Below are 22,322 nucleotides of genomic sequence, written 5' to 3' on the forward strand. Positions count from 1 at the left end.
GTACGCCGCCGCCCGCCATCGAGCAGAGTTTTACACCTAATTGGGGATAAAACAGTTAATGGCCGGGGGCGGTGTTGCCCTTATCGGCATGACCCTTGTACCGCTGCTTTCCGGGCTGTTCGGTTAAGATAAGCGGGTAAAGGCTTATGCAGAGCATACTTGACGCGATTAACGAATGGATAAAGGAAATTCTTATCGGAGCCATTAACGGTAATCTGTCAACTATGTTCGGGGACGTAAACGAAAAAGTCGGCACTATCGCCGCAGAGGTAGGCAGGACCCCGCAAGCGTGGAACGCAAACGTATTTTCCATGATACGCGCGCTTAGTGAAAACGTGATTGTCCCGATTGCGGGGCTTGTCATTACCTATGTCCTATGCTACGAGCTTATCAGCATGGTAACGGAAAAGAACAATATGCACGATATTGACACGTTCATGTTTTTTAAGTGGGTATTTAAGGCGTTTGTAGCGGTCTATCTTGTTACACACACCTTTGATATTACTATGGCGGTGTTCGATATGGCGCAGCACGTTGTTTCCGGCGCGTCGGGGGTAATCGGCGGCAGCACAAATATAGATGTTGCCGCCGCCCTCGGCTCCATGCAAGACGGGCTTGAAGCAATGGAAATCCCCGAACTGCTCTTACTTGTCATGGAAACAAGCCTTGTGAGCTTGTGCATGAAAATCATGTCCGTACTGATAACCGTTATCCTCTACGGCAGAATGATAGAAATTTACCTTTATTGTTCGGTATCGCCTATCCCGTTTGCAACAATGACAAATCGAGAGTGGGGACAGATAGGAAACAACTACCTAAAAGCCCTGTTCGCTATCGGTTTTCAAGGCTTTCTGATTATGGTATGCGTCGGCATTTATGCGGTTTTGGTAAACAGCATGATTATAGCGGATAACCTGCACAGCGCGATTTTCTCCCTTGCAGCTTACACCGTTATTCTCTGCTTCTCTCTGTTCAAATCCGGCGCACTGGCAAAATCCATATTCAACGCACATTAAAAGACACGCGGGGCTTTTCCCCGCAGAAAGGAGGTTTTCGCTTGGCGTATGTACCCGTACCGAAAGACTTATCCAAAGTCAAGACAAAGGTTGCTTTCAACCTTACAAAACGGCAAATCATTTGTTTTGCGGTTGCCCTTATCTTAGGACTTCCGCTTTTCTTTTTGCTCAAAGACAGCGCAGGCACAAGCCTTGCGTCGGTGGTAATGATTGCGGTTATGCTGCCCTGTTTCCTGTTCGCCATGTATGAGAAACACGGGCAGCCCCTTGAAGTGGTGGCAAAGCACATCATACAGACAAAATTCATTGCCCCCAAAGAGCGACCCTATCAGACACAGAATTTATACGCCGTATTGGAACGGCAGAGAAAATTGGAAAAGGAGGTATCAGCGATTGCAAAAGGAACCTACAAAAAAGGCAGCGGGAAAAAGAAACGCCGGGGCTAACCCGCCCCGCAAGCTCTCCCGCGCCGAAAAAAAGCAGATTGCCGAGGTTATCCGGCAGGCAAAGGGCGACGGGAAAGCCCACACCGCGCAGCAGACAATCCCCTACATTCAAATGTACCCGGACGGGATATGCAAGGTATCGGAAAAGAAATACAGTAAATCCATTGCCTTTGAAGATATTAACTATCAGCTTGCACAGGCAGACGATAAGACCGCCATTTTTGAAAACTGGTGCGATTTTCTAAACTACTTTGACGCTTCCGTTTCGGTGCAGCTTTCTTTCATCAATCAAGGGACGCAGCGGGAACAGGCAGAGAAAGCTATCAATATCCCGGCGCAGGACGACGCTTTCAACTCTATCCGCACCGAGTATTCGGATATGCTGAAAAATCAGCTTTCCAAAGGCAACAACGGGCTTGTCAAGCACAAGTACATCACATTCAGTATCGAAGCAGACAATCCGGCAGCGGCAAAGGCGCGGCTTGCCCGTATTGAAACCGACGTGCTTAACAATTTTAAGGTACTGGGCGCGGCGGCGCGTCCTATGACGGGCTATGAACGGCTGAACGTGCTGCATGGCGTATTCCACCCGGAGGGCGAGCCGTTCCGCTTTGATTTTTCATGGCTTGCCCCGTCTGGGCTTTCCACAAAGGATTTTATCGCCCCGTCCTCTTTTCAGTTTGGCGAGGGACGTTACTTCCGCATGGGGAGAAAAATAGGCGCGGTATCATTCCTTGAAATCCTTGCGCCGGAACTGAATGACCGTATGCTTGCCGACATTCTGGACTTGGAAACGGGCGTTATCGTCAATCTGCATATCCGCAGTATCGACCAGACCGAAGCTATCAAGACTATCAAGCGGAAAATCACTGACCTTGACAAGATGAAGATTGAGGAACAGAAAAAAGCAGTACGCAGCGGCTACGACATGGATATAATCCCGTCCGACCTTGCCACTTTCGGCAGCGAAGCGAAAAATCTCTTGCAGGATTTACAGAGCAGGAATGAAAGAATGTTCTTACTCACGTTCCTTGTCGTCAACATGGCAGACACGAAGCGGAAACTGGAAAATGACATTTTCGCAGCGGCGGGCATTGCACAGAAATATAACTGCGCTTTGACGCGCCTTGACTATCAGCAGGAAGCGGGGCTTATGTCCTCTATCCCTCTTGGGGAAAACCTTATCCCTATTCAAAGAGGACTGACGACAAGCAGCACCGCTATTTTTATCCCCTTTATCACGCAGGAGCTTTTCCAGACGGGCGCAGCCCTCTATTACGGGCTGAACGCTCTTTCAAACAACATGATACTCTGCGACCGCAAGCAGCTTAAAAATCCGAATGGGCTTATCTTGGGAACGCCGGGAAGCGGAAAATCCTTTGCGGCGAAACGGGAAATGACAAACGCTTTCCTCATTACCGACGACGATATTATCATCTGCGACCCGGAAGCCGAGTATTTCTCCCTTGTGCAACGGCTTAACGGTCAAGTTATCCGTTTGTCGCCTACGGGCAAAGGCATTGACGGAAAGCCCCAGTACGTCAACCCTATGGACATTAACTTAAATTACAGCGAGGACGACAGCCCCCTTGCGCTGAAATCCGATTTTATCCTGTCCTTGTGTGAGCTTGTCATTGGCGGCAAGGAGGGCTTGCAGCCGATTGATAAGACGGTCATTGACCGCGCTGTAAGAAATGTGTACCGCCCGTTTTTGGCAGACCCCGACCCGGCAAATATGCCGATTTTGGGCGACCTCTACGACGAGCTTTTACGGCAGCCGGAGCCGGAAGCGGCGCGGATCGCGTCGGCGTTGGAGCTTTATGTATCGGGAAGCCTTAACGTATTCAACCACAGGACGAATGTAGAGCTTTCAAACCGCCTTGTCTGCTTTGATATTAAACAGCTTGGAAAGCAGCTTAAAAAGTTAGGTATGCTCATTGTGCAGGACCAGGTATGGAACAGGGTAACGGTCAACCGGGCAGAAAAGAAATCCACACGCTACTATATGGACGAATTTCACTTGCTTCTGAAAGAGGAACAGACCGCCGCTTACTCTGTTGAGATTTGGAAGCGTTTCAGAAAGTGGGGCGGCATACCCACAGCCATTACGCAGAACGTCAAAGACTTACTTAGCAGCCGCGAAGTGGAAAATATCTTTGAAAACTCTGATTTTGTCCTCATGCTCAATCAAGCTGCCGGAGATAGGGCTATCCTTGCAAAGCAGCTTAACATTTCCCCGCAGCAGATGAAGTACGTTACCCACACCGAAGCGGGCGAGGGACTTATCTTCTACGGAAACGTGGTGCTGCCCTTTGTAGACCGCTTCCCGAAAGACACCGAGCTTTACCGGGTAATGACGACGAAGCCGGAGGAAGTGAGCGAAGCATGACAGAGGGATTAAAGACGGACATTATCATCAACCGCGACGCGCTCTTTGCTCTTAGGGAACTGCCCGACGAAAGCGTGAATTGCTGCGTTACAAGCCCGCCCTATTATGCACTTAGGGACTACGGGCTTGACGCGCAGATTGGGCGGGAGGACACGCCGGAGGAATATATCGAAAGGCTTGTTGCCGTATTCCATGAGCTAAAGCGCGTCTTGCGTTCCGACGGTACTTTTTGGCTGAATATCGCAGACACCTATTGCGGAACAGGGCATAAGGGCTACTATGCCGACCCGAAGAACCCGAAAGGCAGAAACGGACAGCAGACCGCGAAAAATGCCCGCGTTCCCGGCTGCAAGCAAAAGGATTTAATCGGTATTCCGTGGCTGCTTGCCTTTGCCCTACGCGCTGACGGGTGGTATTTACGGAGTGATATTATCTGGCAGAAAGAAAACCCTATGCCGGAAAGCTGCAAAGACCGACCGAGCCGCTGCTATGAACATATCTTTTTGCTTACGAAGTCAAAGAAATACTTTTATGACGCTGCCGCCATTGCGGAGCCTATCGCTGCCACAACAGCGGCGCGTTACCGCACCGGGCGGGGCGCGGGACATAAGTACGCTGATGAAGTACCCGGACAAGGGAAAGTACAGGGTATCAACCGCACAAGAAGCGGCGGCTACTATGACGAAGCCCTCATACCGACCATGAGGAACAAGCGGGACGTGTGGCTTATCAATACTGTACCGTACAGCGGCGGGCATTTCGCCGCCTATCCCCCGAAGTTAGCGAAAACGTGCATACTGGCGGGCTGTCCGAAAGGCGGCGTTGTCATAGACCCCTTTTTAGGCAGCGGCACAACGGCGGCAGTCGCAAAAAGCCTTGACCGACACTATATCGGTATCGAACTGAATATTGAGTATTGCGCCCTTGCAAGGGCGCGGATTGGAGGTGTGCAGCCATAAGACAATATAAGCCGCGTGATAAAATCACGCAGAAAATGACCCGCGACGGGCTTATCGAGGTCAACGAAACCAAAGAAACCGCCGAGCGTGTGAGCCGCCGGGAACGGGAAGCGGATTTTTCAAGACCGCAGGAGCAGCCGGAGCCGCAGGCCGCACAGGAAATAGCGGCGCAGAACGCGGCAGAGCTACCCCCTGTTTCTCCCGACGCTTCCCCGCTTCCCCTTACGCCGGAGCTTCCCCACAGGCAGGACACCGCCACCGCCGAGCGCGTCATAGAACGTATCGACGCAGCCCAGACCCGGAAAGCGAGTAAAAAGGCAGCGCACAAAGCACAGCGCGACGCTACGGTAAAAGAGAAATCTTCCCGCTTGCAGTTTACCGAGGAAGAACTATCTACCCCGGAGCTTGAAAAGTACATCAGAAAATCCAACGAAGCCGCCGACCGTCTGGACGCAGCAAAGGCAGCTATCCCCAAAGAAAAGAAACTTGTCAAGGAACGCACCTTTGACGAAGCCACAGGAAAGGCAAAGACCCGCTTACGCTTTACCGAACAGGAAAAGCCGATAAACGGCGGCAAAGCCCACAGTAACCCGCTATCCCGCCCCGCGCAGGAAGCGGGTATTTTCGTCCACAACAAGATACATTCCGTGGAAAAGGATAATTCCGGCGTGGAGGGAGCGCATAAATCCGAGGAATTAGCGGAGAAAGGCGCAAAGTACGGGACGCGGAAAATTCGGGAGGGCTACCGCAGCCACAAGCTGAAACCCTACCGGGCGGCGGCAAAGGCTGAAAAAGCAGCGGAGAAAGCAAACGTCAATTACCTGTACCACAAGACGCTGCATGAGAACCCGCAGCTTACAAGTAACCCCCTATCCCGTTTCATGCAGAAGCGGCAAATCAAGCGGCAGTATGTTAAGGCAGCAAAGACGGGCGGCACAGCTACCGCGAAGAAAGCCGCCGAGAATACCCGCAAGGCAGCGAAGAAAACCGCCGAGGAAACAAGGCAAGCGGCGGCGTTTGTGGCAAGGCACCCGGCGGGCGTTTGTATCGCCGTTGCCGCGCTGCTCTTATTCATTATGGTATCGGCGGGGCTTTCTTCCTGCGGGGCTATGTTTTCTGGCATGATGAACGGCGTTCTTGGAACGTCCTACACGTCGGAGGATAGCGACCTTGTGGCGACGGAAAACAACTACGCCGCAAAGGAAACCGAGCTTCAGCAGCGGATTGACAATATCGAGCGCGACAATCCCGGCTATGATGAATACCGCTACGACCTTGACAATATCGGGCATAACCCGCATGAACTGGCTTCTTACCTTACCGCCCTTTTACAGAGCTACACGCCCCAAAGCGCACAGGCAGAGCTAAACCGCGTCTTTGATAAGCAGTACACCTTGACACTGACGGAAGAAATCGAAGTGCGCTACCGCACCGAAACCCGCACCGACACATGGACGGACGAGGACGGGAACAGCCACAGCGATACCTATACTGTTGAAGTACCCTATAACTATTACATTCTCAATGTCAAGCTGACAAACAAACCGATTAACAGCTTTGTATCGGAGCTTTTGACCGTAGAACAGCTTGAAATGTACCGGGTGTACTTAGAAACAAGCGGCAACAAGCCCTTGATTTTCGGCGGCGGTTCTCCCGACGTTTCCGCGTCCGAGGATTTAAGCGGCGTACAGTTTGTAAACGGAACGCGCCCCGGCAATACCGCGATTGTAGACCTTGCAAAGCGGCAAGTCGGCAACGTGGGCGGGCAGCCCTATTGGAGCTGGTACGGCTTTAATAGCCGCGTGGAGTGGTGCGCCTGCTTTGTGTCATGGTGCTACGGGCAAATGGGCTTATCCGAGCCGCGTTTTGCCGCCTGTCAATCACAGGGTATTCCGTGGTTTACCTCACGCGGGCAATGGGGAGCGCGGGGCTATGAGAATATCGCCCCCGGCGACGCTATCTTTTTCGACTGGGACTTAGACGGAAGCGCAGACCATGTAGGGCTTGTTATCGGCACAGACGGAAGCCGCGTTTATACCGTTGAGGGCAATTCCGGCGACGCCTGCAAAATCAAAAGCTATCCCTTAGACTATGCCTGTATCAAAGGGTACGGGCTGATGAACTGGAACTAACCGCAAAAATGAAAGGAGTATTGACATTATGGCAATGAGTAAGATTGAACGTATCGACCGGGAAATCCAGAAAACCCGCGAGAAAATCACAGAGTATCAGAACAAGCTGAAAGGACTGGAAGCGCAGAAAACCGAAGCGGAAAACCTTGAAATCGTACAGCTTGTGCGCTCCATGCGCTTAACCCCCGCAGAGCTTAACGCTATGTTATCCGGCGGCGGTATTCCCGGCATGGCTGCCGCCGTTCCCGAAGAAACCGCAGACTATGACGAAGAACAGGAGGACACCGAGAATGAATAAGAAAATCCTTAGAACGCTGACCGCATTTTGCGCCGCCCTTATGCTCATGGGCGGCTTTTCCGTTACCGCTTTTGCACAAACGCCGGAGCAGCCCGCCGCTGACGCGACCAACGACAGCGGCGTTATCTATGAGGAACCCGAAGAAACCGCACCCCTTACGCCGGAGGGGAACGCGACCCTTGTTGACGATTTCGGCGGCAATAAGCAGCTTATCACTGTTACTACCAAAGCCGGGAACTATTTTTATATCCTCATTGACCGGGACGACGAGGGCGAAAACACCGTACATTTCTTAAATCAAGTAGACGACGCAGACCTTTTCGCGCTCTTGGAGGACGGGGAAAGCACCGAGGCGCAGACACCCGCTGTCTGCACCTGTACGGAGAAATGCGAAACCGGGAAAATCAATACGTCCTGCCCGGTATGCTCTACGAACATGACCGCTTGCAGCGGCAAAGAAGCCGAGCCGGAGCCGGAGGAAGTAACCGAGCAGCCGCAGGAAAAAAGCAATACGGGCGGGCTTGTGCTTTTCCTTGTCGTGGCACTTCTTGGCGGCGGGGGCGCGTTCTATTACTTTAAGTTTGTGAAGAACAAGCCGAGTGTGAAAGGCGGCACCGACCTTGACGACTTTGATTTTGAGGACTACGACGAGGACGAGCCGGAGCCGGACGACGCAGACGGGGACGTTTCCGAAGATGAAACGGAGGACGAGGACGCATGACCCTGTTTACCGACAATCCCTTTGAAAAGATGATGATACAACGACCATGCGGGCGGCGCGACAATGCGCCGCCTGTTTTCAAATCCCCGGCCTGCGCTTCCTGCCCCTATAAAGAGCAGACCCCTTGTGTGGGCTACTGTCTGAAACAGGTACAGGAGAAACAGGGCGCACAGCCGGAACGCGGAAAGGAGGAACTTTAGTTGATTTTAGTTATCGCTGAAAAGCCGAGCGTGGCGCAGACTATCGCCGCCGCGCTTGGGGCAAAGAAGAAACAGGACGGATATATCGAGGGCGACAAATATCTTATTTCGTGGTGCGTCGGGCATTTGGTACAGCTTGCCGACGCTGCCGCCTATGGGGAGCAGTACAAAAAATGGAGCTATGACAGCTTACCGATTTTGCCGCAGGAATGGCAGTATACCGTTTCCGCAGATAAGGGAAAGCAATTTGCGACCTTAAAAAACCTCATGCACCGCACCGACATTTCCGAAGTCGTCAACGCCTGCGACGCGGGGCGCGAGGGAGAACTCATTTTCCGTTTTGTCTATGAAGTCGCCGGGTGCAAGAAGCCTATGCGCCGCTTGTGGATTTCCTCAATGGAAGAAAGCGCAATCAAGGCGGGCTTTGAGAACTTAAAGGACGGGCGGGACTATGACGCGCTCTTTGCGTCTGCCCTCTGCCGCGCAAAGGCTGACTGGATTATCGGCATTAACGCCACCCGCCTTTTCTCCTGCCTGTATAACCGCACCTTGAACGTGGGGCGCGTCCAGACACCGACCTTAAAAATGCTTGTAGACCGGGACGCTGCTATCAGCACTTTCAAGAAAGAAAAATACTACCATGTGCGGCTTAATTTATCCGGCGCAGAAGCCGCAAGCGGGAAGATCTGCGCCGCAGAGGAAGCAAAGGAACTGAAAGCAGCCTGCGAAGCGTCGCGGGCTGTCTGCACTTCCCTTGTGAGGGAAAAGAAAACCGCAGCCCCGCCGAAGCTCTTTGACCTTACCTCTTTGCAGCGGGAAGCAAACCGTATTTTCGGGTATACCGCGAAACAGACCCTTGACCTGGCGCAAGCCCTGTATGAAAAGAAGCTGCTTACTTATCCGAGGACGGACAGCAGCTATCTGACCGACGACATGGAGGAAACGGCGGCAAAGGTTATCGCTCTGTTATGCGGAAAGCTACCCTTTATGGCGGGTGTGGGATTTTCGCCGGAGATTGCAAGGGTGCTGAACAGCAAAAAGGTATCAGACCACCATGCAATCATTCCCACTATGGAGCTTGCAAAGACTGACCTTGCCGCGTTGCCGGAAAGCGAAAAGAATATCCTTACCCTTGCGGGGGCGCGTCTTTTGTTCGCTACTGCCGCGCCGCACAGTTTTGAAACGGTTACGGCGGTTTTCTCCTGCGCCGGAGCCGACTTTACCGCGAGGGGAAAGACGGTGCTTGCGGGCGGTTGGAAAGACCTTGAACGCCGCTACCGGGCAACGCTGAAAGATAAGCCCGAAGCAGACGACGAGGACAGCGCAGACGGAACGCTGCCGGAGCTTACCGAGGGACAGAGCTTTTCTAATCCCGCAGCAAAGGTAACGGAACACGACACAACGCCCCCGAAGCCCCACAATGAAGCGTCTTTGCTTTCGGCTATGGAACGCGCCGGAAATGAGGACACCGACCCGGACGCAGAACGGAAAGGGCTTGGAACGCCCGCCACCCGCGCCGCTGTCATTGAAAAGTTAGTGAGCAGCGGTTTTGTGGAGCGCAAGGGAAAGCAGCTTACCCCCACAAAAGACGGGAATAACCTTGTGTGCATTTTGCCGGACAATCTCACTTCCCCGAAGCTGACCGCAGAATGGGAAAACAATCTGACGCAGATAGCAAAGGGAGCAGCCGACCCCGACGAATTTTTATCCGGCATTGAAGCTATGGCGCGGGAGCTTGTGAAATCCTATCCGTTCCTTTCCGACAGCGACAAGGAGCGTTTCAAAACGGAAAAGCCGGAAATCGGCAAATGCCCCCGCTGCGGTTCCCCCGTCCATGAGGGCAAGAAAAACTATTACTGCTCTGACCGGGACTGCGCTTTTGTCATGTGGAAGAATGACCGCTTTTTTGAGGACAGGAAAGTAACCTTTTCCCCGAAGATTGCCGCCGCACTTCTGAAATCCGGCAAAGTGAAAGTCAAAGGGCTGTACTCTCCCAAAACAGGCAAAACCTACGACGGAACGGTTGTTTTAGCCGATACGGGCGGGAAGTACGTCAACTATAAGATTGAGCTACCGAAGAAGAAATAACTTGAATAGCAAGCATAGGAAGCGGGTACCCACTTCCGTAAATCCTCCGTTTTCGTCTGACGACGATTGCGGGGGATTTTTCTTGTTGGGAAGTTTCCCAAACCCTCTACATTTTTTCAAAATCTTTGGCAGAACAGGCGGTGCGTTGTATTTAGGAGTGTAACCACCAACGCGCAGCGTTTACGCTGCCATTTCAGAAAGGAGCGAATACATGAGCGAACAATTTTCCATTCTTATCGACAGCCGCACCCGCTTTGAAACAAGCGAACCGGGCGGCGTGTGGCTTTCCATGCCGACCACAAAGGAGCAGCTTCACGAAGCTATGCAGCGTGTCGGTATTACTGCGGATAACCCGCAGGACTTTCTTATCAACGGTTTTATGAACACCGAGCAGCAGCCCTTTGACGTGCCGCTTCCCGTTATCCAGAGCGCGGGGCTTGACGAACTGAACTACTTAGGCAATCTGCTTTCCATGCAGCGCGACGAGGACAGGAACAAGTTTACGGCGGCGGTAACTCTTGGGGAACGCGCCGGAAATATCAAAGACCTTATCAACCTTGCACAAAACCTTGACTGTTACTGGCTTTATCCCACCGTACAGAACGAGGAAGATTACGGCTATTACCTTATCGACGAACTGGACGAATTAGAACTGTCCGAAGAAGCAAAAAAGTATTTCATGTATGAGGATTACGGGCGGGACGCTGCTATCAATGACGGAGGACGCTTTACCGAACAGGGCTATATCTACAACAACAAGAACACCTTTACGGAGTGGTACAACGGCAAGGAAAGCGACATACCGAGGGAATATAAGGTTATGAGCTTCCCGCAGCCGGAACGCCCCGACCCGTCAAAGGTAGAAATGGACGCAGCCGCGCCGGGACAGAAAACAGCACAGACCGCAGAGCAGCCGCAGGAGCCGCGCCCGGTTATCCCTATCGTGCTGACGAGCGAGAAGCCCGCAGAGAAATTGAAAGAGATTACCGACCGTCTGGAACAGGGCATAACGGAACTGTTTGAAAGCGAGCGTTACCGGGAATATCTGCGCGTCATGTCAAAATTCCATAATTACAGCATTAACAATACGCTGCTTATCGCCATGCAGAAGCCGGACGCTTCCCTTGTGGCGGGCTTTTCCGCATGGAAAAACAATTTTGGACGAAACGTGATGAAAGGGCAAAAGGGAATTAAAATCATTGCCCCGTCGCCTTACAAAGTCAAACAAGAAATGAAGAAAATCGACCCCCACACGCAGCAGCCGATTATTGGGAAAGACGGAAAGCCGGTTACGGAGGAAAAGGAAATCACGATACCCGCCTACAAGGTAGTGTCTGTCTTTGACGTGTCGCAGACCGAGGGGAAAGAGCTTCCCGACATTGCCGTTGATGAACTGACGGGCGACGTGGAGCGTTACAAGGATTTTTTCGCTGCCCTTGAAAAGACTTCCCCTGTTCCTATCGGATTTGAGCAGATACCCGGTAGCTCTCATGGCTACTACCATTTGGAGGACAAGCGCATTGCCATTCAAGAGGGAATGAGCGAACTGCAAACCTTGAAAACGGCGATACATGAAATCGCACACGCAAAGCTGCATGACATAGACTTAAATGCGCCGGAGAACGAACAGCAGCCCCGCGTTGACAGGCGCACCCGCGAAGTCGAAGCGGAAAGCGTCGCTTATACCGTCTGCCAACATTACGGGCTTGATACGTCGGACTATTCCTTTGGGTATGTTGCCGGGTGGAGCAGCGGCCGCGAGCTTTCCGAACTGAAAAGCTCCCTTGAAACAATCCGCAGCGCAGCCGCCGAGATTATCAATTCCATTGACGAAACATTAGCAGAGCTTTCAAAGGCGCAGGATATGGAGCAGACCGCCGGACAGGAGCAGCCGGACAAAGAGGAAACCGCCGCGCCGGAGCAGCCGAAACAGGAAGCCCCCGCACAGGAGAAAGCAGCCTTTACCCCGGAAACAATTTACCGGGTGCGCCGCAATCCTTACAGCGACAGCAAAGATAACACCTATCTGCTGCAAGCCTATGTAACGCAGGAAAACGGACGGGCAAAAATGAGCGCGGTACTTTTCACGGGAACGCCCCAGAAATGCCGCGAGCTTATGGGGCAACTCAAAAGCGGCGAACTGACCGAGGGACAGGTCAAGGAGCTTTACGCAAAGGCACAGGAAACAGCAAAGACCGCCGAACAGGACAAAGACACCTATTCCATTTATCAGCTAAAGCATGGCGACGAAACGCGGGACTTGCGCTTTGAGCCATACGACCGCCTGCAGGTGACGGGAAATGTGGTTGATAAGGCGAATTATGAGCTTATCTATTCCGCAGAGCTTACGCCGGGGACTTCCCTTGAAGATATTTATACCCGTTTCAATATCGACCACCCCAAAGACTTTAAGGGACACAGCCTTTCCGTTTCCGACGTGGTTGTGCTTCATCAGGACGGGCAGGACACCGCCCACTATGTAGACAGCTTCGGCTATAAGAGTGTGCCGGAGTTTTTACAGGAACAAAAGCAGCTTACGCCCGACGAGTTGGAAACAGGCGAAACAATTAAAACGCCGCGCGGTACTTTCTATGTAACCGATATGAGCCGCGAACAAATGGAAGCCGCCGGATATGGCTTTCATCATCAATCCGACGACGGAAAATATTTAGTCATGGGAAACGGGACGCGGGCGTTTGCCATAGCCGCAGAACAGGCACAGCGGGAAAATCCCTTGAAAGCAGCCGAGCAGACCACCGAGCAAAACGAAAACATGATTGACGAGATTATCAACAATACGCCGAGCGTTGACGAACTGGAAGCAAAGGTTAAGGCAGGAGAAACGATTTCCCTTGTTGATTTGGCTAACGCGGTCAAAGCCGATAAGGAGCGCGGCAAGGGCAAGCAGGAAAAGAAGCCCTCTATCCGGGCGCAGCTTAAAGCGGATAAGGAAAAGGCACAGAAGAAAGCCGCAGTGAAAACAAAAAATCACGATTTGGAGGTATGAGCATGAACAGATTTACCGTTGAGGAAACAAACCTTTTGAGCATTTACCATGAGGGAAGCAAGGCGCAGCTTACGGAGAACATCAACGCCACGCTGCCCTACATGGACGCGGATATGCGGGAACTGGCAAAGCGCGCCCTTTCCAAAGTGGACGCGCTGACCGAGGAAGAATTTGCGGAGCTTGCCATTTACGCCGCAGAGGAAGTATGAGCAGCATAAAGCGGCTTTCGCCGCCCCAAAGCCGGAAAGTCAATTCCCTTGTGCGCCGGGAGTGCTGCAACTGCGATAACGGACATTGTATCTTACTTGACGACGGGGACGAGTGCGTATGCCCGCAGCTTATCTCTTATTCGCTGCTTTGCAAATGGTTTCGGATTGCCGTACTTCCCCTTGATAAGCTCCTGTATGCCGAGCTTTTTAAGACCGAGGATAAAAAGCGTTGTACCGTATGCGGCGCGTTCTTTGCGTCAAGGTCAAACAGCGTCAAATACTGCCCGGACTGCCGCAAGCGTATCACGAACAGGCAGGCAGCGGAGCGCATGAGGAAACGGCGCGCCCTTGTTACGCGATAAGGGCGAAAATAGCCTTGATTTACAGGGCTTGCAGCGCGTGAAAATCACTTAGGCGATACAGAACACCTTTTCCCTCAAAAACAGCGTTCTACTGCGTAACATACCAAAATCAGCACCCACAAAAAGACAGGGCGCGGGAGGTCATTACTGGCTTTCCGCGTCCTGTTCTTTTTTTGCGTCTGTTTATCCGCGCTCTGCTTCCTTGCCCCGTTCCGGCTGCTTTCCTGTCTGCAAAATGCTATCTATGTTCTGTTTGATAACGTCATATTCCCGGACTTTCTTCTTCAGTTTGCCATAATCGGCGTAAAGGACTTCTTTCTGCGCTTGGAGTGCTTCATATTCTTTTTGCAGCGCGGCGGGATTGGGGAGCTTTGTAATGCCCGCCGCTTTGAGTGCCTTTGCCGCAGCTTCATGGAGGATAATATCGCGCTCATGTCCGGCGCGGTATCGCTCTTTGCTCTTTGCCTTGCGGTATGCGTCATAGACAGGCTTTGTCTTTTGGTAGGTGGCGACGTGCTTCATCAGCACCGCCATATCCGCAAGCCGCTTTTCAACGCTCTTTAATGCGTCGGCGGTCTGTTCGCTTTCCGCTGTTACTTCCTCAATCCGGCTGACTAAATCCGCGTACTGTTCAATTTTATTTTCCGTCAAGAAATTCATGGTCTTAGCCGCCTGTTTCAGATTGTGGATTTTCGCCCAGTGTTCATAGCCTTTGCTCTGCGCCGCCTTGATACTGTTTTCAATGTCAATCAGCAGGCTAACGCTGCCGCGATCTGCGCGGGGAGCTTTCGCAGCGCGGGCGCGTTTGCCCTCTATGCGTTCCCTTATGGCTTCCTCTGTATAGTCTGCGCCGAGGGTTTTAAGACGGGTAAAGCGTTCCTGTCCGGGAGCGCGGCAGGACACATATTTTCCCGGCTTTATCTCATAGCCCGCAGCTTGCAGCCGTTGTAACAATTCCTCAAAACTGGACACTTGGGGAATGAGTGCGTCAACGGCGATTTTCAGCTTGCCTTTCCAACTGGTTCCCGTTTTTTCTGCTTGATACTCTGCATAGCTCTTTCCCTTGTTTCCCTTTTTCGGGATAACGACGGATAAGCCGTTTTCCCGGCATAGCCTGTCGCTCATGTTCCGTATGCCGTAATAGCTGCGCTTATTGGAATTGTATTTGTGGTGGTCCACAAAATTGACCGCGCAGAAAATAATGTGATTATGGACGTGCCCTTTGTCAATATGCGTCGTCAATACATACTCATGCTGCCCTTTTGTTACCGCGTCGGCAAGCTGCTTTCCGATTTTATGGGCGGTTTCGTAATCCACTTCCCCCGGCTCAAAGGACTGTATCAGATGAAAGGCTAAATTGTTCCCCTTTTGGAGAGCTTGCGACAAGGTATATTCAAACTCAATGTCTGCCGTTTCATAACTGCACCCAAAGGAGGACACAAGCATTTTTCCGTCCGTCTTATCGGGATTTTGGATATAGTCAAGGGCTTTGTTCAACGTGCTTTTAATAGACTTAATCTTTGTAACCGCCATATCTCATTAAGCACCCCCTTAATTTCCTCTATGTCCTCTTGATAAACGCTGCCCGTACTGTTCACGCGCTTTGCAATCTGGTTGACGTTGACACCGATTTTCTGTATCTCCGCTGTCATAGCTTTTATGTCGGTGTGGTCTACTTGGATAATGTACCCGTCGATTGCCATTTTCCGCAAATAGGCTTCCATGTTCCGGGTAGGGACGAGCTTCATTTTTTCAAGAATTAAATCCCGTTCCGCTTCTGTTACTCTAAACTTGATTTGTACCGTTCTTTTTCGTCCGTCCATGCTTTCGCTCCTTTCCATTCCGAGGGTTTGGGACACTTCCCAACAAGCCATTTTCAACCGACGCGCCGCAGCGCAGGAGGGCGAAAATACGGAAGTGGGTACCCGCTTCCTATGCTTGCTATGAAAGTTTTTCCTTATTCCCTACTACAACGGAAAGCCCCGTTTTGCCAAACTTACGCAAAAGAAAAACGCTGCAATCTCAAAAAGATTACAACGCTTCCTAAGCCTATTCAGTTTTCGTTTTCGACTTCTGCAATTTCTTTCGCTGTTGCGGTAACAATCCGTATGCCCTTATCGCTCATGCTGTCAAGCAGCGTGTCGAGCTGCCGCCTTTGCGTCGATTTTTCCGCTGTCTTATCCGGGAAAAAGAATTGGTCTACGGATATGTCATAACGGGTTACAAGCTCATAAAAGATTTGCAGGCTTGGCTGTTGCCCTTTGTTTTCAATATTCGCAAGGTAGCGAGGGGAAATGTTCATTTCGTCGCTTACTTTCTTGCGGCTTTCATTTCTGCCTGTCCGCGCTGCTTTTATGGCTTGCCCGAAAGCTGCAAAGTCATACAAAGGTACTGGTCTTTTTGCCATAATAATTCACCCAACTACATTTTACTGTTCCTTTCTTTGCTTGGATATGCTTACACAGTACCTACTATTAGCTAAAATAATTCATATTATTGCCGGATAAAAACATATTGACAAATTTCAATTTGTGTATATAATAGTTTATAGAAGCACATCAACAGGAGGTGAGATTATGGAACTTGATGAAAAAAAAATACCAACGATTTTCAAAGCATTTTGTGATGAAAACCGTGTTAAAATTTTGAAACTATTGCTTACAGGAGAGAAGTGTGCTTGTGTACTATTAGATGATATGCACATTACGCAACCAACGCTTTCCCACCACATGAAAATACTTTGTGATTCTGGTATAGTGATAGGACGCAAAGAGGGGAAATGGATGCACTACTCTATTTCAGAGAATGGCGTGCAGTATGCAATAGATTGTCTACAAGCGCTTATGATTACAAGTGCAGCATTTGAAAATAAGTCGTGTTGTGATAGGTAAGTTTACTTACTTTTCCGCACGACTTATCAAAACATCAACATATAGACAAATTTCAATATTTCTATTTCAAGGAGGCTATTTATGGATATGCTAAAAACAGGTTGGAACTTCTTTCAAAATGAAGTTTTAGGTATGGCATGGCTTAATCGTCTAATAGGTAATTTAATTAACGCTTGCGGATTAGACGCAACGAGCAAAATCGGTGGTAGTATTCAATTTTTTGTTTACGACACAATCAAAATCATGGTGTTGTTAGGGGTTCTGATTTTAATTATTTCATATATTCAAAGCTATTTCCCGCCGGAACGGACAAAGAAAATTCTTGGAAGGTTTCATGGTATCGGCGCAAATATAATTTCTGCGCTCCTTGGTACGGTAACGCCTTTTTGTTCTTGTTCTTCCATTCCTCTGTTTATCGGTTTTACAAGTGCAGGTCTGCCGCTTGGAGTTACTTTTTCTTTCCTGATTTCTTCTCCAATGGTTGACCTCGGTTCGCTTGTTCTGCTAATGAGTATATTTGGGTGGAAGATAGCCGTTGCTTATGTCGTGCTTGGGCTTGTGATAGCCGTTGCAGGTGGTACATTGATTGAAAAACTACATCTTGAAAGCTACGTTGAGGATTTTATAAGGGGTGGAAACAGTCTTGATGTTCCGCAGGAAGAATTGCATTTTAAGGACCGTATCAAATTTGCATGGGAACAAGTAATTGAAACAGCCAAAAAGGTAGCACCCTATGTACTAATCGGTGTCGGTATTGGTGCTTTTATCCACAACTGGATTCCCGAAGAATGGATTGTACGAATACTTGGTACAGGTAATCCTATTGGGGTCATTATTGCTACTGTTGTAGGTGTTCCTATGTATGCAGATATTTTTGGTACAATCCCGATTGCAGAAGCCTTGCTTGCAAAAGGCGCTCAACTTGGTGTCGTCCTGTCTTTTATGATGAGTGTAACCACGCTGTCGCTGCCCTCTATGATTATGTTACGAAAAGCCGTAAAGCCTAAATTGCTTGGTGTTTTCATTGCAATTTGTACCATAGGAATTATTCTTGTAGGCTATTTTTTCAATGCAATTTCTTACTTGTTAATATAAGCGAATATAAAATTTTTTGGAGGTAATTATTATGACATTATTTGGTTTTGGAAAGAAGAAAGAAAAAGAAATAAACGCTCCTGTTTGTACTTGCAATGGTAACTGTTCCGTGTCTGAAACAGTTGAACCGGAAAATTTGAATAACTGTTGTCAAGACATACAAGGCAGAATTTGCTGTATCAAGGTATTAGGTTCAGGGTGTGCGTCTTGTCATGCTCTTTATGAGAACACACAATCCGCCGTTAAAGCAATGGGGATTTCCGTAGAAGTAGAATATATTACGGACTTGAAAAAGGTTATGGAATATGGCGTTATGAGTGTACCTGCTCTTGTTGTCAACAACAAAGTAGTATCTACGGGGAAAGTGCTGAAAACAGAAAACGTGCAAAAACTGTTACAAAAAATCGTTTCCGAAAAATAAATTTAATATCAAATTTACGCCTTATTATCAATAATTCAAATAGCGATTTAATGCTATGTAAAACAACAAAACTGCCGAATGTAGGCAGATAAAACGGCGGTTTTGAAATATTTACTCAAAACCGCCGTTTTCTTTTTGAAAAATAAGATAACGGGGGGTGTATTAAAGTCGCCCTTTTTTGAGGATACGGCGGTATCAAGGAGGTATCGCCATGTCCTTTTTCTATATCGCCATATCTTTTAGCTTATCAAAAAAAGCCCGACCGCCGCCGGGAACACTTCTACCCTCATATATGAACTGTCAAATCATCTAAATACCGCTTACAATTCCTTTGCGCTTGTCTGCATCTTGCAGACAGGCGCATTTTGCATTTTCGGGAGGTTTTTTCAAAAAAGTTTCGCTTTCATTCGGCGTTTGAAAAAATCGCCTGTATTATCCCGCGAAAAGGGGAGGTACCGCCACCTTTCAACACGAAAGGAGGTGAGAACATGGAACCTAATCGCGTGGAATTTCAGAAGCAATGTATCTTTCAAAGTTTCTGTAAACGGGTGCTGCACAACGAAGCCTGCAACGCCCACGAGGAAATCCGGCGTCGCAGAGCAAAGGAAGTGTCGTTTTCCGACCTTGCCTTGCATGAGGAACGACAGCTTTATACGCTTGATAAGTATTTTCAAGACGAAGAAGCCGAGCCGAGCTATCAGCAGGCAGGAAAGAAAATCACGCCGAAGCTGCTGCTTGAAGCAATCCGCACTTTGCCGGAAGAAAAAAGGAAAGCTATCATGCTGTACTATTTCGAGGGCATGACCGACGTGGAGATTGGAAAGTTATTCAATACGTCGCGCAGCACGATACAGTACAGACGGACAAGCTCTTTTGAAATCTTGAAGAAATATTTGGAGGAACACGCTGATGAATGGGACGAATGGTAAACAATCTGACTTCCCGGACGTTGCCCTTGTTCCCTATCCTGTCATTGTGGCAGCGACAAAGGGCGACCCGGACGCTATGAAAATTGTCTTGCAGCATTTTAGTGGTTACATAGCGAGCCTTTCCATGCGGAAGCTCTGCGACGAGCGCGGAAACGTCTATTTTGGCGTTGACGAGGATATTCGCCAACGGCTGCAAGCAAGACTAATGAGGGCAATCCTCACATTTAGGGTTGAATAACTGCACCGATACCGAAACGTCTTAACCCCTTTTCCGTTTCGTATCAATCCGCAGCAGCCCCGTATGTTCCTTGACAAAGAAAGCGACGCAAGATAACGGCGACGCAGTATAGGGCAAACCGGGTACGTCCTTTTTGCGCCGAGCCATACGGAGGGTGCGCCATGACGCTATTCCTCTATCGGGAAAAGCCGAGCGAGAAACACCGCGACGGGAAGCAAGTTAGCAGCTTGCGGGCGACAACACGCATTGAGGGGAGATAAGCCTTTACAGCCACAGTCCGAGCGTTCAGAGCGTCGCAGGCAATGGGTAAAGCTGCCTTAAATGAGCAGGGGTGCAATTCCCGCGAGGTTGTGCTAACAGCCGCCCGGTTAAAGCCCACTTTTTGTAACTTGACTTTTTAGCCATTTATGAAAGGGGGTATTTTCCTATGGCAAAAAAGGAAACAGCAAGCCCCGCTATCCCTGTATTCCCTATGTTAAAGACCGTTGAGCAAATGAGCAAGATTAGCGGTATCGGGGAAAATAAACTGCGCGAGCTTATGGATAGTGGCGAGCTTGAATATATACAAAATGGAAACCGTCGTTTGATAGCTGACGCTGCAATCTGGGACTGGTACCACAGGGCAAAGACGACAGCGAAGCCCCCGGCACGACAGGGAGGTTAAGCTATGGCTATATCAACAAGGCAGGTTAAGAATAAACGCGACAGCAACGGCGTACTGACCGGGCGGCCGGGTACAGTTTACGACGTGAATATAAAGTACACCGCCCCGAATGGGGAAAAGAAAACCTATTCAAAAAAGGGCTTTCCAACAAAAAAGGAAGCAACGCAGCATGAAGCAGAGATGAAAGCAAAGCTCCATAATCCGGGACAGATTGCGTCTATCGCTTCACAGCGGAAACAGACCGTTGCAAGCTATCTGAATGAATGGGTAGAAAGCTATGCAAGAGTGAACTTGCGCCCCTCTACTTACGACGGGTACAAAAGAACGATTGCAAACTACATCACGCCATATATCGGCGGCGTTGCCCTTAATCAGCTTACCCCCGCTATGGTAGACAAAATGTTTCAGCAGATTATTGACAAAGGCTTGAAACCGTCCACCGCAGCCGGGGCAAAGCGTGTTTTGAGCGTGGCGTTGAGCCATGCCCGGAAATACCGCTATATCGAAACAAACGCAGCAAAGGACACGCTTACGAAGTTTGGAAAGAGCGACAAGACCCCCGACCCGTACACGCCGGAACAGGTAAAAGCCCTTATGCAGCGCGTCGAGGGTACCGTTTGGGAAATGCCCGTTATCTTAGGCGGGCTTTACGGTATGCGCCGTTCTGAAATCCTGGGCTTGCGTTGGCGCAATGTGGATTTGGAAAACAACACCTTTGACGTTTCCGAGCAGCTACCCTTTAAGGTACCGCCAAAAACAAAAGTCATTGAGGAAATGGCACCGCCGAAATCCAACGGGCGAAAGCTGCCTATCACAGAGCTTGCCCGCCCGTTCTTTCTCAAACAGTTTGCTATGCAGGAAGCGCAGCGCGAACAGGCAGAAAAGGACGGAAAGCCTTACTATGACAATGACCTTGTTGTAGCGAAGCCGGACGGTTCCCCTATCTCCGCGTCGTGGGTATCTTCCCAGTTTGGAAAGCTGCTTGAAGATTTGGATATGCCGCATATCCGCTTTCACGATTTGCGCCATACAGCAGCTACAAATATGCACCAACTGACAGGCGACTTCTACACCGTAGGCGAAGTGTTAGGACATACACTTGCGGGTATCGGCGTATCGCTTGGGCTGTCTATGAACTTTGAAGCTGTTACCGCCCGTTATGTGGACGTGCGGCTTGAACGCAAAAAAGAAGTCTTAGACGCTTATCATGGGGCGGTCAAACAGGCAGACCCGGCAAAGGCAGAGAAAGCCGAGCCGAAGAAAGCAAAGAGCGCGGCAAAGAAAAAGAGCAGCGATTTAGAGCTTTAACCGCTGTATCTCTTTACCGCTTCTTATATCGTTTTATAGCCCCGCGTGGGATTTGGGCACCATTTGGGCACCATTTACCGAAAAAGCACCACTAACACAGGCGATAAAAGAAACGCCGAGAACGCGCAAAAACATAGAGTTTATGCGGGTTTCCGGCGTTTTCTAATCCCTCAACCGACCTAAAATCATCTTGCGGCAGAGAGAAAAATTCTACTATTTTTTATTCGGCAGAAGCTGCTGCCTTTTCTTTCTCCGGGAAAAGCTTTCCGAAAATAAATCTTACGAATGGTCCGGCATAAAATATCTGCCAGAAGAATGCCATCGGAAAGTTCATTGCTGTTGTCTGGAGCCATGTGGGAATGATCTGACTTGCCGGTGCATGTTTGATCAGCACAGTTGCCGCAAAGCTCATACATGGACACATAAATGCAACGGATACTGCTGAGATTGCAAGTACAAGGTGGAACGGATTATCTCTTCTCATATCCACAATACCAAATGCAATCTTCTTTGCAAGACCACCGATGATAAAGAAATCAAGAATAAATGCAATCGGTCCCATGAATGTTAATTCATGAAAAGCTAACAGAAATGTCTCATTTGTCATTGTCCCTGTGTTCAGTACAATGTTGTAGCAGATCATGGCATAAACCATTACAAACACCATGATAATCGTAAAAATAACTTCCTGAAACTTGTTTTTAGGCATAAAAAATCCTCCTTAGATAGTATGAATAACATCAATTAGAGATTTGTGTTGTTCATAACCATCCAGGAGGATGTACCGTTTCCAATAATACCAAATATCTGTTTCTTAAATTTACCGTTGGTTATTATACGGACTGTTTTAAAAAAAGTCAAGGATTTTTTCAGTACCTGCAGTGTGAATCAGGGAACGTTACTGTTCACTCCGTTCACAGTAACGTAGCCAAAATTCATTCCAGATTGC

22 protein-coding genes and 2 pseudogenes are annotated in these 22,322 nt (G+C 49.5%); 20 read left to right on the top strand and 4 right to left on the bottom strand.

Annotated features, from left to right (window positions below):
- Nucleotides 1–43: 43 nt before the first annotated feature.
- From LJE11_RS16245 to LJE11_RS16305, 13 genes and pseudogenes are all read left to right on the top strand, one after another.
- Nucleotides 44–127, top strand: a pseudogene (locus tag LJE11_RS16245) (Maff2 family mobile element protein); the annotation flags it as partial.
- Nucleotides 128–146: 19 nt separating this feature from the next.
- Nucleotides 147–1,016, top strand: a complete 870-nt coding sequence (locus LJE11_RS16250) for a VirB6/TrbL-like conjugal transfer protein, CD1112 family (RefSeq protein WP_116705454.1) — start codon at nt 147–149, stop codon at nt 1,014–1,016.
- A 41-nt stretch (nt 1,017–1,057) separates the two neighbouring features.
- On the top strand, nt 1,058–1,462 hold the full coding sequence (locus LJE11_RS16255; RefSeq protein ID WP_116705455.1) for a PrgI family protein: 405 nt from the start codon (nt 1,058–1,060) through the stop codon (nt 1,460–1,462).
- Nucleotides 1,410–3,851, top strand: a complete 2,442-nt coding sequence (locus LJE11_RS16260) for a VirB4-like conjugal transfer ATPase, CD1110 family (protein WP_116705456.1) — start codon at nt 1,410–1,412, stop codon at nt 3,849–3,851. The genes LJE11_RS16255 and LJE11_RS16260 overlap by 53 nt, the downstream gene beginning before the upstream one ends.
- A complete protein-coding gene (locus LJE11_RS16265; protein WP_120062230.1) occupies nt 3,848–4,810 on the top strand; it encodes a DNA-methyltransferase in 963 nt (320 codons plus the stop codon). The genes LJE11_RS16260 and LJE11_RS16265 overlap by 4 nt, the downstream gene beginning before the upstream one ends.
- Before the next feature lie 35 nt (nt 4,811–4,845).
- The gene (locus tag LJE11_RS16270; protein WP_116705458.1) at nt 4,846–6,942 is read left to right on the top strand and encodes a CHAP domain-containing protein; all 2,097 of its coding nucleotides are present in this window, start codon (nt 4,846–4,848) and stop codon (nt 6,940–6,942) included.
- 28 nt (nt 6,943–6,970) lie between these two features.
- Nucleotides 6,971–7,240, top strand: a complete 270-nt coding sequence (locus LJE11_RS16275; protein WP_116705459.1) for a DUF4315 family protein — start codon at nt 6,971–6,973, stop codon at nt 7,238–7,240.
- Nucleotides 7,233–7,961: a DUF4366 domain-containing protein gene (locus LJE11_RS16280; RefSeq protein ID WP_116705460.1), complete on the top strand. Its 729-nt coding sequence runs from the start codon at nt 7,233–7,235 to the stop codon at nt 7,959–7,961. Before LJE11_RS16275 ends, LJE11_RS16280 begins: the two co-directional genes overlap by 8 nt.
- Nucleotides 7,958–8,161, top strand: coding sequence for a hypothetical protein (locus tag LJE11_RS16285; RefSeq protein ID WP_116705461.1), 204 nt, complete (start codon nt 7,958–7,960; stop codon nt 8,159–8,161). Before LJE11_RS16280 ends, LJE11_RS16285 begins: the two co-directional genes overlap by 4 nt.
- Nucleotides 8,162–10,249: a DNA topoisomerase 3 gene (locus tag LJE11_RS16290; protein ID WP_116705462.1), complete on the top strand. Its 2,088-nt coding sequence runs from the start codon at nt 8,162–8,164 to the stop codon at nt 10,247–10,249.
- A gap of 205 nt (nt 10,250–10,454) precedes the next feature.
- Nucleotides 10,455–13,256 (top strand): annotated as a pseudogene (locus tag LJE11_RS16295) (YodL domain-containing protein); the annotation flags it as partial.
- Nucleotides 13,253–13,465 carry a transposon-transfer assisting family protein gene (locus tag LJE11_RS16300; protein ID WP_438821442.1) on the top strand — a complete coding sequence of 71 codons (213 nt, stop codon included), beginning with the start codon at nt 13,253–13,255 and terminating at the stop codon, nt 13,463–13,465. The pseudogene LJE11_RS16295 and the gene LJE11_RS16300, both read left to right, overlap by 4 nt.
- Nucleotides 13,462–13,827 (top strand): cysteine-rich VLP domain-containing protein, encoded by a 366-nt coding sequence (locus tag LJE11_RS16305; RefSeq protein ID WP_087361291.1) that lies wholly within the window; start codon nt 13,462–13,464, stop codon nt 13,825–13,827. The genes LJE11_RS16300 and LJE11_RS16305 overlap by 4 nt, the downstream gene beginning before the upstream one ends.
- Nucleotides 13,828–14,010: 183 nt before the next feature.
- Here the strand turns inward: LJE11_RS16305 and LJE11_RS16310 are convergent, their stop codons facing one another.
- The 3 genes from LJE11_RS16310 to LJE11_RS16320 all read right to left on the bottom strand — a co-directional run bounded on the left by LJE11_RS16310 (nt 14,011) and on the right by LJE11_RS16320 (nt 16,234).
- On the bottom strand, nt 14,011–15,360 hold the full coding sequence (locus LJE11_RS16310; RefSeq protein WP_116705464.1) for a relaxase/mobilization nuclease domain-containing protein: 1,350 nt from the start codon (nt 15,358–15,360) through the stop codon (nt 14,011–14,013).
- Nucleotides 15,321–15,650 carry a plasmid mobilization protein gene (locus LJE11_RS16315; RefSeq protein WP_116705465.1) on the bottom strand — a complete coding sequence of 110 codons (330 nt, stop codon included), beginning with the start codon at nt 15,648–15,650 and terminating at the stop codon, nt 15,321–15,323. The genes LJE11_RS16310 and LJE11_RS16315 overlap by 40 nt, the downstream gene beginning before the upstream one ends.
- Nucleotides 15,651–15,880: 230 nt before the next feature.
- Nucleotides 15,881–16,234 carry a helix-turn-helix transcriptional regulator gene (locus LJE11_RS16320; protein WP_070470197.1) on the bottom strand — a complete coding sequence of 118 codons (354 nt, stop codon included), beginning with the start codon at nt 16,232–16,234 and terminating at the stop codon, nt 15,881–15,883.
- Nucleotides 16,235–16,403: 169 nt separating this feature from the next.
- Here LJE11_RS16320 and LJE11_RS16325 point away from each other — a divergent pair, with 169 nt between their 5' ends.
- From LJE11_RS16325 to LJE11_RS16355, 7 genes are all read left to right on the top strand, one after another.
- Nucleotides 16,404–16,718, top strand: a complete 315-nt coding sequence (locus LJE11_RS16325; RefSeq protein ID WP_070470194.1) for an ArsR/SmtB family transcription factor — start codon at nt 16,404–16,406, stop codon at nt 16,716–16,718.
- A gap of 81 nt (nt 16,719–16,799) precedes the next feature.
- Nucleotides 16,800–17,813: a permease gene (locus LJE11_RS16330; protein ID WP_120062231.1), complete on the top strand. Its 1,014-nt coding sequence runs from the start codon at nt 16,800–16,802 to the stop codon at nt 17,811–17,813.
- 31 nt (nt 17,814–17,844) lie between these two features.
- The gene (locus LJE11_RS16335) at nt 17,845–18,234 is read left to right on the top strand and encodes a thioredoxin family protein (protein ID WP_120062232.1); all 390 of its coding nucleotides are present in this window, start codon (nt 17,845–17,847) and stop codon (nt 18,232–18,234) included.
- 488 nt (nt 18,235–18,722) lie between these two features.
- Nucleotides 18,723–19,163 (top strand): RNA polymerase sigma factor, encoded by a 441-nt coding sequence (locus LJE11_RS16340; RefSeq protein WP_033120017.1) that lies wholly within the window; start codon nt 18,723–18,725, stop codon nt 19,161–19,163.
- A complete protein-coding gene (locus LJE11_RS16345; RefSeq protein ID WP_033120016.1) occupies nt 19,144–19,401 on the top strand; it encodes a helix-turn-helix domain-containing protein in 258 nt (85 codons plus the stop codon). The genes LJE11_RS16340 and LJE11_RS16345 overlap by 20 nt, the downstream gene beginning before the upstream one ends.
- A 427-nt stretch (nt 19,402–19,828) precedes the next feature.
- The gene (locus LJE11_RS16350) at nt 19,829–20,065 is read left to right on the top strand and encodes a helix-turn-helix domain-containing protein (protein ID WP_033120015.1); all 237 of its coding nucleotides are present in this window, start codon (nt 19,829–19,831) and stop codon (nt 20,063–20,065) included.
- Nucleotides 20,066–20,068: 3 nt separating this feature from the next.
- Nucleotides 20,069–21,373: a tyrosine-type recombinase/integrase gene (locus tag LJE11_RS16355; protein WP_033120014.1), complete on the top strand. Its 1,305-nt coding sequence runs from the start codon at nt 20,069–20,071 to the stop codon at nt 21,371–21,373.
- Between the two features lie 220 nt (nt 21,374–21,593).
- On the opposite strand, the gene LJE11_RS16360 is transcribed toward LJE11_RS16355, so the two are convergent.
- Nucleotides 21,594–22,082 carry a hypothetical protein gene (locus LJE11_RS16360; RefSeq protein WP_008705200.1) on the bottom strand — a complete coding sequence of 163 codons (489 nt, stop codon included), beginning with the start codon at nt 22,080–22,082 and terminating at the stop codon, nt 21,594–21,596.
- Nucleotides 22,083–22,322 lie beyond the last annotated feature (240 nt).

Source organism: Blautia sp. DFI.1.216, assembly GCF_020594215.1.
Taxonomy (GTDB): Bacteria; Bacillota; Clostridia; order Lachnospirales; family Lachnospiraceae; genus Blautia_A; species Blautia_A wexlerae.

Bases quoted from the DNA above. Each gene is read 5' to 3' on its own strand.
- LJE11_RS16250 (WP_116705454.1), top strand. From the start codon at position 147: ATGCAGAGCATACTTGACGCGATTAACGAATGGATAAAGGAAATTCTT.
- LJE11_RS16265 (WP_120062230.1), top strand. From the start codon at position 3,848: ATGACAGAGGGATTAAAGACGGACATTATCATCAACCGCGACGCGCTC.
- LJE11_RS16270 (WP_116705458.1), top strand. From the start codon at position 4,846: ATGACCCGCGACGGGCTTATCGAGGTCAACGAAACCAAAGAAACCGCC.
- LJE11_RS16275 (WP_116705459.1), top strand. From the start codon at position 6,971: ATGGCAATGAGTAAGATTGAACGTATCGACCGGGAAATCCAGAAAACC.
- LJE11_RS16280 (WP_116705460.1), top strand. From the start codon at position 7,233: ATGAATAAGAAAATCCTTAGAACGCTGACCGCATTTTGCGCCGCCCTT.
- LJE11_RS16285 (WP_116705461.1), top strand. From the start codon at position 7,958: ATGACCCTGTTTACCGACAATCCCTTTGAAAAGATGATGATACAACGA.
- LJE11_RS16300 (WP_438821442.1), top strand. From the start codon at position 13,253: ATGAGCATGAACAGATTTACCGTTGAGGAAACAAACCTTTTGAGCATT.
- LJE11_RS16305 (WP_087361291.1), top strand. From the start codon at position 13,462: ATGAGCAGCATAAAGCGGCTTTCGCCGCCCCAAAGCCGGAAAGTCAAT.
- LJE11_RS16310 (WP_116705464.1), bottom strand. From the start codon at position 15,360: ATGGCGGTTACAAAGATTAAGTCTATTAAAAGCACGTTGAACAAAGCC.
- LJE11_RS16315 (WP_116705465.1), bottom strand. From the start codon at position 15,650: ATGGACGGACGAAAAAGAACGGTACAAATCAAGTTTAGAGTAACAGAA.
- LJE11_RS16320 (WP_070470197.1), bottom strand. From the start codon at position 16,234: ATGGCAAAAAGACCAGTACCTTTGTATGACTTTGCAGCTTTCGGGCAA.
- LJE11_RS16325 (WP_070470194.1), top strand. From the start codon at position 16,404: ATGGAACTTGATGAAAAAAAAATACCAACGATTTTCAAAGCATTTTGT.
- LJE11_RS16330 (WP_120062231.1), top strand. From the start codon at position 16,800: ATGGATATGCTAAAAACAGGTTGGAACTTCTTTCAAAATGAAGTTTTA.
- LJE11_RS16335 (WP_120062232.1), top strand. From the start codon at position 17,845: ATGACATTATTTGGTTTTGGAAAGAAGAAAGAAAAAGAAATAAACGCT.
- LJE11_RS16340 (WP_033120017.1), top strand. From the start codon at position 18,723: ATGGAACCTAATCGCGTGGAATTTCAGAAGCAATGTATCTTTCAAAGT.
- LJE11_RS16345 (WP_033120016.1), top strand. From the start codon at position 19,144: ATGAATGGGACGAATGGTAAACAATCTGACTTCCCGGACGTTGCCCTT.
- LJE11_RS16350 (WP_033120015.1), top strand. From the start codon at position 19,829: ATGGCAAAAAAGGAAACAGCAAGCCCCGCTATCCCTGTATTCCCTATG.
- LJE11_RS16355 (WP_033120014.1), top strand. From the start codon at position 20,069: ATGGCTATATCAACAAGGCAGGTTAAGAATAAACGCGACAGCAACGGC.
- LJE11_RS16360 (WP_008705200.1), bottom strand. From the start codon at position 22,082: ATGCCTAAAAACAAGTTTCAGGAAGTTATTTTTACGATTATCATGGTG.